The sequence below is a fragment of the Aquimarina sp. genome (assembly GCF_977115655.1).
This window is the reverse complement of sequence record NZ_CDSBKO010000001.1, coordinates 157,277-173,549: the sequence shown is the minus strand read 5'-3', so window position 1 is coordinate 173,549 and position 16,273 is coordinate 157,277. Positions and strand designations below refer to the sequence as shown.

Annotated in this window: 17 protein-coding genes; 15 read left to right on the top strand and 2 right to left on the bottom strand. The window is 30.5% G+C overall.

Annotated features, from left to right (window positions below; translation table 11 throughout):
• Positions 1-334: 334 nt before the first annotated feature.
• The 15 genes from ACZIYX_RS00755 (at position 335) to ACZIYX_RS00685 (ending at position 13,551) form a co-directional block, all read left to right on the top strand.
• Positions 335-1,435, top strand: coding sequence for a slipin family protein (locus tag ACZIYX_RS00755; protein WP_462680274.1), 1,101 nt, complete (start codon positions 335-337; stop codon positions 1,433-1,435).
• A gap of 349 nt (positions 1,436-1,784) precedes the next feature.
• Positions 1,785-2,285 (top strand): DUF6252 domain-containing protein, encoded by a 501-nt coding sequence (locus ACZIYX_RS00750; RefSeq protein ID WP_462680273.1) that lies wholly within the window; start codon positions 1,785-1,787, stop codon positions 2,283-2,285.
• A 109-nt stretch (positions 2,286-2,394) separates the two neighbouring features.
• A complete protein-coding gene (locus ACZIYX_RS00745) occupies positions 2,395-3,021 on the top strand; it encodes a hypothetical protein (RefSeq protein ID WP_462680272.1) in 627 nt (208 codons plus the stop codon).
• A 197-nt stretch (positions 3,022-3,218) separates the two neighbouring features.
• Complete coding sequence (locus ACZIYX_RS00740; protein ID WP_462680271.1) at positions 3,219-3,899, top strand: NUDIX hydrolase; 681 nt, start codon at positions 3,219-3,221, stop codon at positions 3,897-3,899.
• A gap of 121 nt (positions 3,900-4,020) precedes the next feature.
• The gene (prs, locus tag ACZIYX_RS00735) at positions 4,021-4,845 is read left to right on the top strand and encodes a ribose-phosphate diphosphokinase (protein WP_462680270.1); all 825 of its coding nucleotides are present in this window, start codon (positions 4,021-4,023) and stop codon (positions 4,843-4,845) included.
• Positions 4,842-5,300 (top strand): nucleoside 2-deoxyribosyltransferase domain-containing protein, encoded by a 459-nt coding sequence (locus ACZIYX_RS00730; protein WP_462680269.1) that lies wholly within the window; start codon positions 4,842-4,844, stop codon positions 5,298-5,300. The genes prs and ACZIYX_RS00730 overlap by 4 nt, the downstream gene beginning before the upstream one ends.
• Positions 5,297-6,244 (top strand): ADP-ribosylglycohydrolase family protein, encoded by a 948-nt coding sequence (locus ACZIYX_RS00725; RefSeq protein WP_462680268.1) that lies wholly within the window; start codon positions 5,297-5,299, stop codon positions 6,242-6,244. Before ACZIYX_RS00730 ends, ACZIYX_RS00725 begins: the two co-directional genes overlap by 4 nt.
• Positions 6,241-6,786, top strand: coding sequence for an NADAR family protein (locus tag ACZIYX_RS00720; protein WP_462680267.1), 546 nt, complete (start codon positions 6,241-6,243; stop codon positions 6,784-6,786). The genes ACZIYX_RS00725 and ACZIYX_RS00720 overlap by 4 nt, the downstream gene beginning before the upstream one ends.
• Positions 6,787-6,811: 25 nt before the next feature.
• Complete coding sequence (locus ACZIYX_RS00715; RefSeq protein WP_462680266.1) at positions 6,812-7,372, top strand: 2OG-Fe(II) oxygenase; 561 nt, start codon at positions 6,812-6,814, stop codon at positions 7,370-7,372.
• Positions 7,356-7,898, top strand: a complete 543-nt coding sequence (locus ACZIYX_RS00710) for an RNA 2'-phosphotransferase (RefSeq protein ID WP_462680265.1) — start codon at positions 7,356-7,358, stop codon at positions 7,896-7,898. Before ACZIYX_RS00715 ends, ACZIYX_RS00710 begins: the two co-directional genes overlap by 17 nt.
• Positions 7,895-8,917 (top strand): ADP-ribosylglycohydrolase family protein, encoded by a 1,023-nt coding sequence (locus ACZIYX_RS00705; RefSeq protein ID WP_462680264.1) that lies wholly within the window; start codon positions 7,895-7,897, stop codon positions 8,915-8,917. Before ACZIYX_RS00710 ends, ACZIYX_RS00705 begins: the two co-directional genes overlap by 4 nt.
• A gap of 42 nt (positions 8,918-8,959) precedes the next feature.
• Positions 8,960-9,802 (top strand): ADP-ribosylglycohydrolase family protein, encoded by an 843-nt coding sequence (locus ACZIYX_RS00700; RefSeq protein ID WP_462680263.1) that lies wholly within the window; start codon positions 8,960-8,962, stop codon positions 9,800-9,802.
• Positions 9,799-10,524 carry a metallophosphoesterase gene (locus tag ACZIYX_RS00695; protein ID WP_462680262.1) on the top strand — a complete coding sequence of 242 codons (726 nt, stop codon included), beginning with the start codon at positions 9,799-9,801 and terminating at the stop codon, positions 10,522-10,524. Before ACZIYX_RS00700 ends, ACZIYX_RS00695 begins: the two co-directional genes overlap by 4 nt.
• A 267-nt stretch (positions 10,525-10,791) precedes the next feature.
• Positions 10,792-11,856: a hypothetical protein gene (locus tag ACZIYX_RS00690; RefSeq protein ID WP_462680261.1), complete on the top strand. Its 1,065-nt coding sequence runs from the start codon at positions 10,792-10,794 to the stop codon at positions 11,854-11,856.
• Between the two features lie 249 nt (positions 11,857-12,105).
• Positions 12,106-13,551, top strand: a complete 1,446-nt coding sequence (locus tag ACZIYX_RS00685; RefSeq protein ID WP_462680260.1) for a nicotinate phosphoribosyltransferase — start codon at positions 12,106-12,108, stop codon at positions 13,549-13,551.
• Positions 13,552-13,783: 232 nt separating this feature from the next.
• On the opposite strand, the gene ACZIYX_RS00680 is transcribed toward ACZIYX_RS00685, so the two are convergent.
• Positions 13,784-14,569, bottom strand: a complete 786-nt coding sequence (locus ACZIYX_RS00680) for a CPBP family intramembrane glutamic endopeptidase (protein ID WP_462680259.1) — start codon at positions 14,567-14,569, stop codon at positions 13,784-13,786.
• A 251-nt stretch (positions 14,570-14,820) separates the two neighbouring features.
• The gene (locus ACZIYX_RS00675; protein WP_462680258.1) at positions 14,821-16,206 is read right to left on the bottom strand and encodes a 2OG-Fe(II) oxygenase; all 1,386 of its coding nucleotides are present in this window, start codon (positions 16,204-16,206) and stop codon (positions 14,821-14,823) included.
• Between the last annotated feature and the right edge of the window lie 67 nt (positions 16,207-16,273).

Genomic DNA, 16,273 nt, shown 5'->3' with positions numbered 1-16,273 from the left:
CTCTGGCATGTCACTGCCGTTAAACAGGACAAAAAACTGTGATGGTAAGTCGGTTATTATAGTGATTTTACTATACTAACAGTCTTAAAAGTACTTTGAAATGTCAGTATTGTTTTTATTTGAAATTAATACTTTTTTGTATTCAGATTTTAGAATTATGAAGTCTTTTTTAAGATTACATATAGCTACTATCCCTTTACTTAAAACTATGTATAGATGATACTAACAGACTAATGTTTCCGCACCAGAAAGATGATTTACTATCTCAGTTTTTACTTAAAAAACAATTAAGATATAACATACCAAATAGGTTGTTGATTAACAAATAGAAAAAATGAAAAGAATAAGAATTAATGCAGGTAAAATAGGTTTAGTTTTTAAAAAAGGAGATTATAATCGTGTAATTACACAAGGAAACCATTGGTTAGGATTTAATGAAAGAGTACTACAATATAGCCTTACCAAAAGTTTTGAAATACCAGTAGCTCTGGAGCTCTTGTTACAAGATAAAGAATTAGAAGCGATGCTACATATAATTGAGGTAAAGGATAATGAAATTGTATTACTATATGAAAACGGAATTTTTAAAAATGTATTATCTGCGGGGCGTTATGTATACTGGAAAAGCTTGATGAGTTATGAGTTTACTACTGTAGATCTTAGTAAAATATACATTACAGAAAAGATCCATAAATCTTTATTTAGTAATAATGCTTTAAGCAAATATATACGAGCTTTTGAAGTCGCTGCGTATGAAAAAGCAGTATTGCTTGTAGACGATGTATATACTAAAACATTAGAAAGTGGAGCATACCGTTTCTGGAAAAATGATATTTCTATTAAAATTGCAAAAACAGATACACGTCAATTACAATTAGAAATTGCTGGTCAGGAATTGTTGACCAAAGATAAAGCTGCTATTCGTATTAATTTTTATACACAGTATAAAGTGATGGATATAGAAAAAGCTTTACTAGAAAACAAAGATTATGAAAAGCAATTATATATCGTTATGCAATTGGTATTACGTGCTTATATAGGCAGATATACATTAGATGAACTTCTGGAAAACAAAGAGACTATCGCCCAAGCTGTATTAGAAAATACCAAAACAGAAGCGGTTACGCTAGGGGTTAAAATTTTAAACTGTGGTATTCGGGATGTAATTTTAACAGGGGAGATGAAAGAGATCATGAATCAGGTATTGATTGCTCAAAAAAAGGCACAAGCCAATATCATTACTCGTCGAGAAGAAACAGCATCAACCCGCAGTTTGTTAAATACAGCCAAGCTTATGGAGGAAAATGAAATGCTTTATAAACTTAAAGAAATGGAGTATGTAGAAAAAATTGCGGATAAAATCGGAGAGATTAGCGTCTCAGGTGATGGCGGTATGATAAAGCAATTAAGAGATATATTTTCTGTAAACAAGTAAGTATAATATTGCAATCCCTAAGAGCAGACTTAATCTATACCATATATAAGTAACATATATATAGACAATTAATATAGCGTCACAATCAATAAGCATATTAAAAACAAGTATTCTTGAAAAAAAATAGGTGCTTTCTAATTTCTTAACTTAAGTTAAGAATATATCAGGTTTTTTGATATATCTTCGAATTTATATAAAACGGTTGTACAGTCTAATCTTTATGTGCTATTAAAATGAAAGCAATAACATGTACTTTTAAAGATAGCATAACGATTAATACAAACCGTCCATTATTAACAGAATAGAAAACTAAACAAATTAATTGTATAAACTAAAAATCTAATTTTACATGAAAGAAAGCTTATTTTTTATAGTTTTTTTCTTTACTCTACTATTTAACTCCTGTTCTAGCGACTCATCAGCTCCTGCTGAAAGTGAAGATGAATATGTTACGGCTAGTATTGAAAGTGATGTTTTTAAATCCAATTATTACCATTTAATTAGAACCACTGATACAGCAACGGGTAATACAGTAGTACAACTAGGAGCTTATGAAGACAACGGCGATGGTATTATTTTTGTTTTATATGATTTTCATGGTGTGGGCAAGTATACCCTTAACAACTCTGTATGCTGTGATTACATTAGCTATGTTAACGGATCTGTTGGTTTTGATTATAGCACGCATCACTTAGGTTGTAATGGCTCTGGTGAAATCAACATAACCTATGCAGATGAAAATAAAGTGGAAGGCACTTTTTTCTTTACAGGTAAGAGTTTAAATGATTGTGACGTTTCTAAAACTATTACAGATGGGGAGTTTTCTTCTAAATACCAAACCACTAATTAAACTTTTTTAAAATTTTATTTGAAACATACATTTTAATCAAGTTGCTAATAAGCCAACAGAGCTTAATGATTAAAAAAAATAAACAATCTAATTTTAAATAAATTTGAAATTGAAAGCAAATATTTTTACAACCCTGTTATTGGTTCTCAATTTTTCGTTTTTATCAGCCCAACAAAATGAGTGGGACATAGATGAATTACTTAAACTTACCTCGCAAGGTAGTGCTGCGATTAGTGGTGAATCCTTTGCCAAAGACACCCCTTATAAGTATTCAAAAATAAAAATAGGGGTATTTAACTTTAACAAAAAACAATTTCCACCCGTTGGGACCGAAGTGTTACTAATACCCAGTACTCCTTACTTTGATAAGTGGCTAAAAGAAAACAAAAAAAGAGCCAAGAAAAAGAAAGAGCCTATTCTTTTAGATGAAAACTATTCCAAATGCATTGTAAAAACCAAAATAACCGACAATAAAGGACATTTTAAGTTTAAAAATCTAATGCCCGGTAACTATTGGTTAATTACAGAATTTAATTTTACACACACTAACAGCACAACTCAAGTTGTTGGGTATAGAGACAATTATTTAAACGGAAGGTATATTGGGTCTGCTCCTATAGAACAAATTTTTCGTTACCATACCAAAGATAAAGCTTATCCTACTAAATTGGTAAAAATAGCTGAGGCAAACGAAAACATACAAGTAAAATTAAGAGATACAGAAAGTTTGTTTTAAAGCAAAAAATAAATCACTATGGATTTAAAACCCATAGTGGTTTATTTGACTATATATGAAACAAATACTGTTTTAACGGTGGTTGTTTCATATATAGTCAAATAAACAGTATCAAGCATTACTTCTGCCAGAATATTTAAGAAAAACTTATAAAAATGAGCTATTAGATTTTAAGTTAAATCCCTAATTTTGCGTATATGATACGCCAAAATATTAAAGTTGCTGTAGATGCTGTAGTCTTTGGATACAAAGACAAAAAACTTAATGTACTCCTTATTAGACGAAACATAGCCCCGTATAAAGACTCCTGGGCATTACCTGGTGGATTGGTTTTAGAAGATGAAAATCTGGAGCAAGCTGTAGAACGAGAGTTAAAAGAAGAAACTAATGTAACTGTAGACTATTTAGAGCAATTATACTCTTTTGGAGATCTTGGTCGAGATCCCAGAAACAGAGTAGTTAGCATAACGTATTTTGCATTGGTTAAACCAGAGCATCATGATATAAAAGCAGATACAGATGCCAAGGATGTAGCATGGTTTGATGTACAAAATCTTCCCGAATTGGCTTTTGATCATGCTAAAATCCTAAAAAAAGCAAAAAAAAGACTGCAAAACAAATTAACCTATGAGCCTATAGGTTTTGATTTGCTAGAAAATAAATTTCTGTTTTCAGATTTAGAAAAACTGTATATGACTATTCTAGAAAAGGAAATAGATCGTAGGAATTTCAGAAAAAAAATTCTTGGTTTTGGTATTTTGGAAGAGTTAGACGAAAAAGTATCTGAGGGTAGGGGAAGACCAGCAAATTTATTTCAATTCAATAAAAATCAATACTTTAAATTAAAAGAAGAAGGTTTTTTCTTCGATATAAAATAAGCCATTTTTTACTCATTTCTAGTCCAAAAATAGTTTACATATTTATTTATTGTGTTTTTTACGCAAAATAATTTGGCAGAGTACATAAAGTGTTTTAAATTTGCGTAAAAATAACACAATTATGAAATATCTACACCTTGACCCATCGTTTGCACCATATACTACATCTATAGATTTTGAAGCATTTGTTTTTAATGGGGGAGAACCACATATAAAAATAAAAGACCAAAATATAGGAGAAGAAGTTACTATAACCCATCGTATTAACTCATTTAATGATTTTGGATTAGTATTAGTCGCTACAGATGCACTTAAAAGAATGGACGTAAAGATCATTAATCTGTTTATACCATATTTTCCTGCTGCACGACAAGATAGAGTAATGGTGTCGGGAGAATCCCTGTCTGTAAAAGTATATGCAGATATCCTAAATGCACAAGGATATAATCAAGTTACTGTTTTCGATCCACACTCTGAGGTAACACCAGCAGTAGTAAATAATGTAAAGGTGATCCAGAATTATGATTTTGTAAAACAGTGTTTAGAAACCATAAAGGAAGAAGTTGTATTGATATCTCCTGATGGTGGCGCATTAAAAAAAATCTATAAAGTTTCAGAATATCTAGGAGGTATCGAAGTCGTAGAATGCTCTAAAAAACGAGACGTAAAAACCGGGGCATTATCAGGTTTTAGAGTTTATGAAGAAGATTTACAAGGAAAACATTGTGTGATCGTAGATGATATATGTGATGGTGGTGGTACTTTTTTAGGGTTAGCACAAGCTCTAAAAGAAAAAAATGCAGGAAAATTAAGTTTAGTGGTTAGCCATGGTATCTTTAGTAAAGGATTGGATAGTTTAACACAACTGTTTGATACCGTATTCACTACTAATTCTTTTAGAGATATTAATGAAGAAGGAGTAGTACAAATACCAATTATAAAATGAATGTAATAAAAGCACCAGAACAATTAACTATAAATAATCAATATAGTATTTTTTTGGCAGGAAGCATAGAAGGAGATACAGCTACAAACTGGCAAGATATTGTTGTAGAAAACCTATCGAACAAAGAAGGAGTTTTATTAAATCCAAGAAGGTTAAGTTGGGATGCTTCCTGGAAACAAGAGATAGAAAACTCTAAGTTTAAGGAACAAGTTACATGGGAGTTAAACGCTTTAGAACAAGCAGATAGAATTATTATGTATTTTGATCCCCTAACCAAATCACCAATATCCTTATTAGAGTTAGGATTATTTGCCAAAAGTGGAAAACTACTTGTCTGTTGCCCAGAAGGATTTTGGAGAAAAGGAAATGTAGATATTGTATGTGAACGATATAAGATCGATCAAGTAAATAATTTGGAGGAATTAATTAACGAGGTAAAGAAAAAATTAAAATGAAATCGTTGTTAGACAATATAAAAGGTGGGATTTTTGGGGTAGCAGTAGGCGATGCATTGGGAGTTCCGGTTGAATTTAAATCACGAGAGTCTTTAAAGAAACAGCCTGTTACTGATTTCATGGGATATATGTGTTGGAACCAACCACCGGGAACATGGTCTGATGACACATCTCTAACATTATGCCTAGTAGATAGTTTGACAAAAGATTATGACGTTGAGAATATAGCAAAAACCTTTGCCAAATGGTATACAAATGGATATTGGGGAGCACATAACAAAGTATTTGATATTGGCGGGAGCACCCGATATTCTCTCGATAGAGTTTTAAAAGGAGAATCAGGAAAATATTCAGGAAATATGTTTGAAACCGATAATGGTAATGGTTCCTTAATGAGGACATTACCATTAGTGTTTTTCTTGCAAAAAGAAACCGATAGTAATAAAAGGTATCAAAAGATAAAAGAAGTATCCTCTATTACGCATGCACATTTTAGATCCGTTTTTTCCTGTTTTATATATGTAGAATATGCATTACTCCTTTTACAAGGCCAAGATAAATTTGTAGCGTATGAAAACATGAAGAAACCATTACTAGAATTTGCTTATAAAATGGATTTCAACCCTGTAGAGATAGACCTGTTTCATAGAATATTAAAAGGAAATATTTTTGAAGAAAGCAAAGATTCTATACAGAGTTCGGGATATGTTTTACATTCATTAGAAGCTTCATTATGGTGTTTATTAACATCAAACTCGTATGAAGAATCGGTACTAAAAGCAGTAAATCTAGGCGGTGATACAGATACTACAGGAGCTATAACAGGTGGTTTAGCAGGATTATATTATGGCTATGATACTATTCCTGAAACATGGAAATTTCAATTAGCCAGATTTGAAGATATAGAAGAATTACTAAAAAAATTTAATAAAAGTTTGTCATGAAATATAATATAGAACAAACACAGAGACAATTTAATGAAGGAGAAAATATAAAATTTTTATTCTTTTGGGGACATACGCCAAATAAAGACGGCACTATTGGTAAAAGTTGTTTTAGCCAATGGTGGCAATCCAATTTTGAAGTAGAAGGAGTTACCTATAAAACCGCAGAACATTGGATGATGGCAGAAAAGGCAAGACTATTTAAGGATCAAACGATTTTAGAAGAAATTAGTAAAGTTTCTCACCCTATGGAAGCTAAAAAGTTGGGAAGAAAAATTAAAAATTTCGATCCTAAGATTTGGGATGCACATAAATATGAAATCGTAAAACAAGGAAACTTTCATAAGTTTTCACAACATAAAGATCTTGCTGAGTTTTTGTTAAGCACTAAACAACGAGTTATTGTAGAAGCAAGTCCAAATGATAATATTTGGGGAATTGGTATGGCACAGGATAATGAAAATGCGCAAAATCCTAATTTGTGGAAAGGAGATAATCTATTAGGATTTGCCTTAATGGAAGTGAGAGATGAGTTGAATTAATTCTATAACCTTAAAAAAACCAATAATGATACTTCAAACGATAACCAATAAAATTTGGACTATTGAAAACTTTCTTTCTCAGAAAGAATGCCAAGATCTTATTTCATTTAGTGAAAAAAAAGGGTATGATGAAGCAGATGTAGGGCTTGCTTCTGGAGCCAAAATGATGAAAAACATAAGAAATAATTATCGTTTGATATACGAGGACATCAATTTTAGGGATGCTATTTGGAAAAAACTAATTCCATTTTGCCCAGGAAAAATAGAAAATTCATTGATCACTGGTTTAAATGAAAGATTTAGATTCTATAAATATAATACAGGACAAAAATTTAAAAGACATATAGATGGACGTTTTAGAAGAAATGACGAAGAAAGTAGGATTACTTTTATGATATATTTAAATGATAATTATAAAGGAGGAGAAACAAAATTTGATGAAATTGCAATACAACCACAACAAGGAAAAGCACTCTGTTTTATTCATGAACAAAAACACGAAAGCATTCCTATTATCGAAGGGGTGAAATATGTATTGCGGAGCGATATTATGTATGAAAAAAATAGGTATGAAACCAAATCATAAACATATAAGTAAATTTTTAAGCCTTATTTTAAGGCACAATCCAGATAAAATTGGATTAGAACTAGATGAAAATGGTTGGGCAGATGTTAATGAGTTACTTCGTAAAGCACAAAAACATCAACCAAAATTAGATATAAAACTATTAAAAGAAATCGTAGAAACCAACGATAAAAAGCGGTTTGCTTTTAATAATGAAGAAACCAAAATAAGAGCCAATCAAGGACATTCTGTATCTGTAGATTTAGAATACAAACCAACACAACCACCAGAATTTTTATACCATGGTACCGTAGCTAAATTTATAGATGCTATTCAAGAAAAAGGACTTTTAAAAATGAACAGGCACCATGTACATCTTAGTGAAGAACGAGAAACTGCTATAAAAGTAGCTTCCCGAAGAGGAAAACCTATTATTTTAACCATTCGGTCTGGGGAGATGCACAAAAAAGGAATTGTTTTTTTTCAATCGGATAACAAAGTATGGCTTACAGATATAGTTTTGCCAGAATATGTAGAGTTTAAATGATTATCAAAGATATACTTATAGGATTAGCAATAGGAGATGCGTATGGAGCAGGAGTAGAGTTTCAGGATCGAAACTGGATACGTAAAAATGTAGATTTCACCACTTTTGTTAATGCAAGAGATCAAATTGCAGTACCTAAAGACAAAAAAGAAGTCTTTACAAAAAATTATAGCCCTTGGGATTATACCGATGATACAGAAATGACTATTGGAGTTCTAAAAGCTTTGATGTCAAAAGATACGTTTACAGAAGAACTATTAATTAAAAAATGGAAAGAAGAATATGAAAAAGGTATAAAAGAAAAAGGTTTTGGTAGAAATGGTCATGGATCTATGAGTTGGTATTACTCTGGAGATAAAACAATAGAAGAAGTAAGGGATTTTCAAAGAAACAGAAGTAACCCTGGCAATGCACCAGCAATGCGATCCCTTCCTTTAGGATGGATTACAGAAAATAAGATAAATGAATACGCTGCTATTAATGCAAATGCCACACACCCCAATATAAATGCGGTTATATCCAGCCAATGTATTGCAAGAGCGACTGAGTTTATCTGTATTAAAAAAGGAGATCAAAAAAAAGTAATCGAATATTGCATAGATACCATACCTCTAAATGAAGAGTACAAAGCATATTTAAAAGATATAGACCATTTAGGTAAGTACGAGTCACTTACTGATAAAGATTTTATTCGATTATGCGGCTCTCAACCAATTGAAAAACCTTATTTTTTATCAGGAATATACGGCATGCCATCAGATTCTAAATATACCGCAGGTTGTGTATTATATATTCTTAAAGAATCCATAAATGCTATAGATGCATTACAAAAATCTGTTTATTTAGGAGGAGATGTAGATTCTGTAGCTTCGATTACCACAGGGATAATGTCTGGAAAAACAGGATTGTTAAGTATTCCAGAATTTATGATAGAATCGGTAGAAGGCATAGAATATGTAACAGAAATCGCTGAGGATTTCAATACGTATCTTAATCAAATTGGGATAAGGACAGATTAAAGCATACTTGTTTAGAATACCAACAATATAAAATAGAAACTTATGATATTAGAAGCAGGTCTGGCAGATGCATACGGAGCAGGTTTTGAATTTGCAGATGCTAATGATATACTAGTATATAATACATTAAAAGAATACCGAAAACATCCAAGATATGCATCTATTTATGGTACATATACAGATGACACTCAAATGGCAATTGCTATTACAGAGTTAATTTTAGAAACCAAAGAGTGGTCAAAATTAAATATAGCAGAAAAATTTGTTGAAGTATTTAAACGTGATCCCAGAAAGGGATATTCGTCAAGGTTTTACACTATTTTAGAACAAGTGAGTTCTGGAAAAGAGTTATTAGAGGTTTTACACCCTACTAGTAATCGTAATGGAGCAGCTATGCGAAGTTATCCAATAGGAATATATAAAAGAGAGGATGTAATAATTGAAAAGTCAGAACAACAAGCTATTATTACACATAATACAAAAGAAGGTATTCTTTCTTCTAAAATTATAGCTTTAGCAGCGCACTATTTTCTTTATAAAAAAGGAAGTAAAAAACACTTAATAGAGTATTTAGAAGTTACCCTTTCTCAACATTTTGATTTTATAAAAACATCCACTTTAAAAATGGAGGCATTATCTACAGTTAATACAGTTATTGCTTTAGTTTTGGATCATAAAAGTATGAGCTCTTGTTTGAGAGAGGCTGTTAATCTTGGAGGAGATACAGATACAGTAGCTTCTTTATCTTTGGCTATTTTAAGTTTATGCCAAGATAGCATTAATGATTTACCAGATTGGTTATATAAGGACTTTGAAAACAATACGTTTGGTAAAAATTATTTGATAGCATTAGATAGAAAACTAAGTAATAAACTAAGCGAATGAAAACTTTAGTAATAGGGGATATACATGGCGGACTTAAAGCTTTACTTCAAGTGTTCGAAAAGGCAAAAGTAACCTCAAAAGACACCCTGATATTTCTGGGAGATTATGTAGATGGTTGGAGTGAATCTGCACAATTGGTGCAGTATCTTATCGAACTTAATCAAAAGCAAAAATGTATTTTTATAAAAGGAAATCATGACGTTTGGTGCCATGAATGGTTACTGGATTTTGATAATGACAATCCTGTTTGGTATAAAAATGGAGGAAAAGAAACCATAGAATCTTATATAAATAGTGAGTATAATATAGAAGAACATCTGGTTTTTTTTAAAGAACTTAAAAACTATTATGTAGATTCTAAAAACAGATTATTTATTCATGCAGGTTTTTCCTCTATGAAAGGACCAGAAAACGAAGTATATCATACCAATTACAGATGGGATAGAACATTGTGGGAAATGGCTGTTGTTATGGACAAAAAAGTAAAAGAACATTCTGCACTTTACCCCAATAGATTAAAGCTCTATTCTGAAATCTATATAGGGCACACGCCTACAATACATTACAATTTTGATATCCCAATGCAAGGCATAAATGTTTGGAATATAGATACAGGAGCTGCTTTTACAGGGAAACTATCTATTATGGACATCGATACGAAACAGTTTTGGCAAAGTGATCCTTTACCTTCTCTATATCCTAAGGAAAGAGGAAGAAATTAAATCAATAAAAAATCAAGCGTTTAAATAATAAATTTAAAACTTTCTTTATAACATATAATGACAAAACCATTGAAAAACAATGTTTTCTGTTTGTTATTCCAACAATTTGCCATCCCATTGAAGAACAAGAACCGGATATCCAATTGTACTGCAACAAGAATCATTTTCAAAATTTAACGGTAAACAGGGGTTTTTAAGAATCTAAATACTGGTAGTTTAGTTTTTTATAAGTAATTATGTTTAACATAAAACCAAGTTTTTTTAAAAATGATGAATTTATTGTACTATAAAAAAAATAACCAACTTATTTATAATGCTTTAATTATTATTTTAATGCTTTGTAAATTTAATAATACCAGTGCACAAGAAATGAAATTCATAAAAAAAGATAGTTCTTTTGTTATTGTAGCAGAACCAATGAATGTATACGAAGGCATTTATGAGAAAGGTAAACCATACCAAGGATATTTTAAAGAAGAGGATCAGGAACTGTTTACAGTAGATTATTATGAAAATGGAATAAAGAAATACAATTACTCTATTGATGTATTGCAAATGCTACAAAATGATGAATTTGAAGGGGGATATAAGTTAAAACTAGATATAAAATCTATTTATAGAGATGGTGAAATTTATAGCGGGGCAAAGCATCATCGCTTAAAAGACATGGTACTGGTAGAACAGTATCAGGAAGGAAAGCGTACGGGTTTCTATTATGATACTTTTGCTATGCATTATTATAATAGAGTAAGTTTTAAAATAGAAAAAGACACTATACATATTGTATCGGTGCAAAATCAAGGCTATAAAATCAAAATTTTTCAAAAAAACAACCTAATACTTTCAGAATTGTATAGAAATGATTCTTTACAAATCAGGGTACAAAATATAGATATTAAAGCATCCAAATTTCCAACAAATAGTTTTGTGCAGATTTATGAAAAATTTAAAATAACAAAAGGTATAGCATACCAGAATTATGATGAAACAGGACAGGCTTATGATGAAGCCAGAGAGCTAATGCAAGTTTTTAATAAGCTGGAAATTGACAAATCAAAAGATTATACAGATGTTTTTGATCGATTATTAAAGAATATTATTTCAGCTACAGAAATAGAAAATGAGCCTGTATATCAAACAATGATTGCAGAATTTATTTCAGATCAGGAGGGAAATATTAAGGATGGTATTTGCTTTTTTAATGACTCAAAAAATAGTTATTACCGCATATTCAACAATAGTAAAGTTGTTAACGAAGAAAAGGTTTCATTAGATGATTTTCAGAAAATATTTTTTTCTTATATAGAAAAAAAATACAGTGATACAGATTAATGCTTTTCATTAACCGAATTGATTCAAACTTTTTTCAATTGGCCACAAAATATACTTTTTTGTCTTTGGCTTTTATTACTACATAACAACATTATAAAGTATAAAAAAACCTTCAATATGAATAAAAATTAACTATTTTTCGCAATAGTCAAAAAAAGTTAAACCACAGCATTATTTTTTTGGTAAATATAACTTGTTTTAATAAAAATAACATATATTTGCGTATAAATAACGCAAAATAAAATTAATATGAATCCACTACTATTAACAGATGGTTATAAATTAGGGCACAGAGAGCAATATCCCAATAATACAACTCTGGTATATTCAAATTGGACGCCTCGTAAGAGCAGAATAGAAGGGGTAGATAGTGTAGTGTTTTTTGGACTACAATACTTAGTTAAAGAATATTTGATTAAGCAGTTTAATAAAGAGTTTTTTGAACAACCTAAAAATAAAGTTGTAGCCGAATATAAAAAGTATGTAGATCATTATTTAGGAGTCGATTACAATGCTTCGCATATAGAAGATTTACATGATTTAGGATATTTACCTATCGAAATTAAAGCTATTCCGGAAGGAACAGAAATCCCCATTAGAGTGCCTATGTTTACCTTGGTAAATACAAAATCAGAGTTTTTTTGGTTAACTAACTATCTGGAAACCTTATTATCTAATATAATCTGGCAACCATGTACCTCTGCAACTATAGCAAAACAATATAAAAAAATACTAACCAAATATGCTTCAGAAACAGATATAGATAATGTAGGGTTTGTAACCTGGCAAGGTCATGATTTCTCTATGAGAGGAATGTCTGGTACCGAGTCTTCTATTTTAAGTGGTATGGGACATGCACTTTCTTTTTCTGGTAGTGATACACTCCCGGTGGCTAAAGCATTCGAAAACTTTTATAATACAGATGTTACCAAAGAGCTTGTTATTGGTAGTGTTAATGCCACAGAGCATAGTGTAATGTGTGCCGGTAGCAAAGACGATGAAATAGGTACATTTAAAAGATTGTTAAACACTTATCCTACAGGAATTCTGTCGGTAGTATCCGATACCTGGGACTTATGGAAAGTATTAACCCAATATCTTCCTAAACTAAAAGAAGAAATACTAAGTCGTGACGGTAAATTGGTAATCCGCCCGGATTCTGGAGATCCTGTAGATATTATTTGTGGATGCAAACACGATAATCCTATCGTTGCAAAAGGAGTTATAGAACTACTTTGGGAGGAATTTGGAGGAACAATTAACAAGCAAGGTTACAAAGTTTTAAACCCTAAAATAGGAGCGATCTATGGAGATAGTATCACTATAGAAAGAGCTACACAAATATGTGAACGCCTTAAAGAAAAAGGATTTGCCTCTACCAATGTAGTTTTGGGAATAGGAAGTTTTACCTATCAATATAATACCAGAGATACATTTGGTTTTGCAATGAAAGCAACCTATGTTGAAGTGGATGGAAACGGGAGAGAAATATTTAAGGATCCTGTTACTGATGACGGAACTAAAAAATCGGCCAAAGGATTAATAAAATTATATCAGGATAACGGGCAAATCGCCTTTAAAGATCAGGTAACCCAAGAGGAAGAAAGAGAAGGTCTTTTAAAAACCGTATTTATCGACGGTAAATTGATTGTTGAAGATAGTCTGTCTCAGATTCGGGAGCGATTAGAAGCATAAAAATTGTTTGATATTTAGAAATTTTTTATCTCAAGGCATAAATTCAAAAAGATTTATGCCTTGATTTGTTAATTTTTCAAAGAACTTTAACCTGAACAAAACGTAAGAAAATTACCTTATACTACACAAATCTTCAAAGTTTCGCAAAACCTTGAAGGTTTAGAGGTTTTGAAAACCTTAAAATTCTAAAACTAAAAGAACAAAGCGTAAACATATCCTTTTAGAACTTAGCCTATGTTTTTTCGTTTACTGTTTGTTGTGTTAAACTGTATTTTTTGATTATAAATAAAGCATAAATCAAACATGGCAGAACCAATATAATTGTTAATATACTATTTTCAAGAGATGTTGGCTCGCTTATCACCTTTCTAATTGGTTGGCCTGCAGAATCTAACTTTGCAACAAAATCTATAATAGTATGAATAATTATAAGAGGATAAATTCTTTTGGTAAGCACTAATAAAACCCCAAACATCACCCCAATAAAAGTAGCAAAGAAAACTTGAGATATTTCACCATATATCCCTTTATCAAATTTAAACAAATGTAACAATCCAAAAAATATAGAGGAAGCAAAAATAGACAACACTATATTTTTTTTAGAAGTTCCAAAATGTTTTATTACATACGACTGTATAAACCCTCTAATACTTAATTCTTCTGCAAAACCTACAGATATACAGTATAGCATAAGCAAAGGAAGGTATTTGGTATGGATTTCATCTAAAAATAGTCCGTTTAACAAAACCAGATAAACCAACGGAAATATTAAAAGAGATACTTTTCTTAATTTAGAACCTTTTATTCCTGCAATTTGCAATACCCCATTTTTCTTAATAAAAATGTAAGACACAATAATTAGTAGCAAATTTATTGCTATTCCCAGATAGGTATGCCTTGCATACGATTCAATTCCATTTTCTATCCATATATGAGAACAATATTCTCTTATGATTATTAGGGTTATTAGTATTCCTATAAAGATTAATAACTGATTCCAAAAATTTCGTTTATCCATTGTTTTATCCATTAAAATTGAATACAAATGAACACGAAAAAAGGATCATATACGCTCCAATGCTTCCATTGGAACTAATTTTAGTGTTATCTAGTAGTAAAATTATATACTTAAAAAACATCTATATTCGTTGTTGTCTTTTTCATTCCCGCATTAACTGTAATCCATTTAAGTATAGTGTTATCAATGAGTGGATTCCGTTTTTCAACGGGATGACAAATTAACTTATCTCTATATCGCATAAAACTTTGTCAGGTATAAAGATTTTTTGTAATAATAATACCATCATATCCTGCTCCAAAAATTCTGTTTTTTAATATTACTATATCTTGCATAAAATTTTCTGATGTAAGTACTTCTTCAGATTTATATACTTGCTTATCTATAGATATTACCTTATTATCTTCACCACAAGTTAGGATATTTCCTTTGTGATGTATAATCGATCTAATTATATCCTTGTGTACTTTTATTTTATACATGTTTTTAGTTTCCAAAGAAAACTGAATTAGTGTACCATCTTTTGATCCAAAATAAATTATATTATCTATTACTTTACTTAAACAAAATAAAGGTTGACTGTGAGTATAAATACATTTTGTAATTCCTAACTGTATATTTGTTACATTCACAGTGTTATCTTCACTACAGGTAATAATAGTATTATCATTTGTAATAGATAAACCCCATATCCAACCCTTATGAATTTGCATCTTTTTTAGTACCTCTAATCTGGAGTTTAACACATACAAATTTCCACTTGTTCCAACTGCGATAATATTATTATTCGTTTCTATTTGTATATTTAAGATCATTTCGTCAAGAGTAATAGTTGCTGTAATTTTGCCCGATAAACCCCATTTTTTTATAGTAAAATCTCTTGAACAGGATATAAATTCTGATTCGTTAAAACAAATCATTTTTAATACTGATTTAGAATGAATACCAATGGTTTTTTGCAATTCAAGATCTGTATTCCATAATTTTATTTTAGTATCCCTTCCACAACTAAGAAAACTATCTTCATTTAATTTCAGTAAATTCCAAATATATCCATCGTGATGTGTGTTTTTACTTTTTCTTTCGATTATAATATCAGATCTAAGAATATATTTATCTCCTCTAGTAACCAAAGCCCCTTTATGCCACAACTTATGATCAAAAATAACTAATTTTCCTTTTTTGGGCAGGATAGTTTTTACTGGGTGCTCCTCTGTTTTAGAAGTATAAAACTCGGTATTACCACCATCAAAACATTCATTTCCATTAAGGTATAACAAAAATGTATATTTAGATTCAGACAGATTATCAGGATAGTAAATACCATCCTGATGTTTAGAAAACAACTGATCTTTTTGGTATTTGCAGAATCTAATTCGTTCATTTATACCAATAACTGTATCTTTTATTTCTTTTTTTAGAATATTTATGCTTTTTAATCTGTCAAAAAGCATCTTAGATAATAAAGGACTATCCTCAACAAGGCGGTCATTATTTCTATAATACTTAGGATAATGTCCTATTGCTGTTTCAAAATTTTCTATTCTGGATTTTAATATTGCTTGTATTTCCTTATCAGATAAAAAATTATCAATTTCTATAACTTGTAAATTGTTTATAGTTGTACTCTTATCCATAAAAACGATTTAGAGGTTTCTATACCTCAAAGTTCTTATAAATATTTATTTGGAGCATTGATGTATG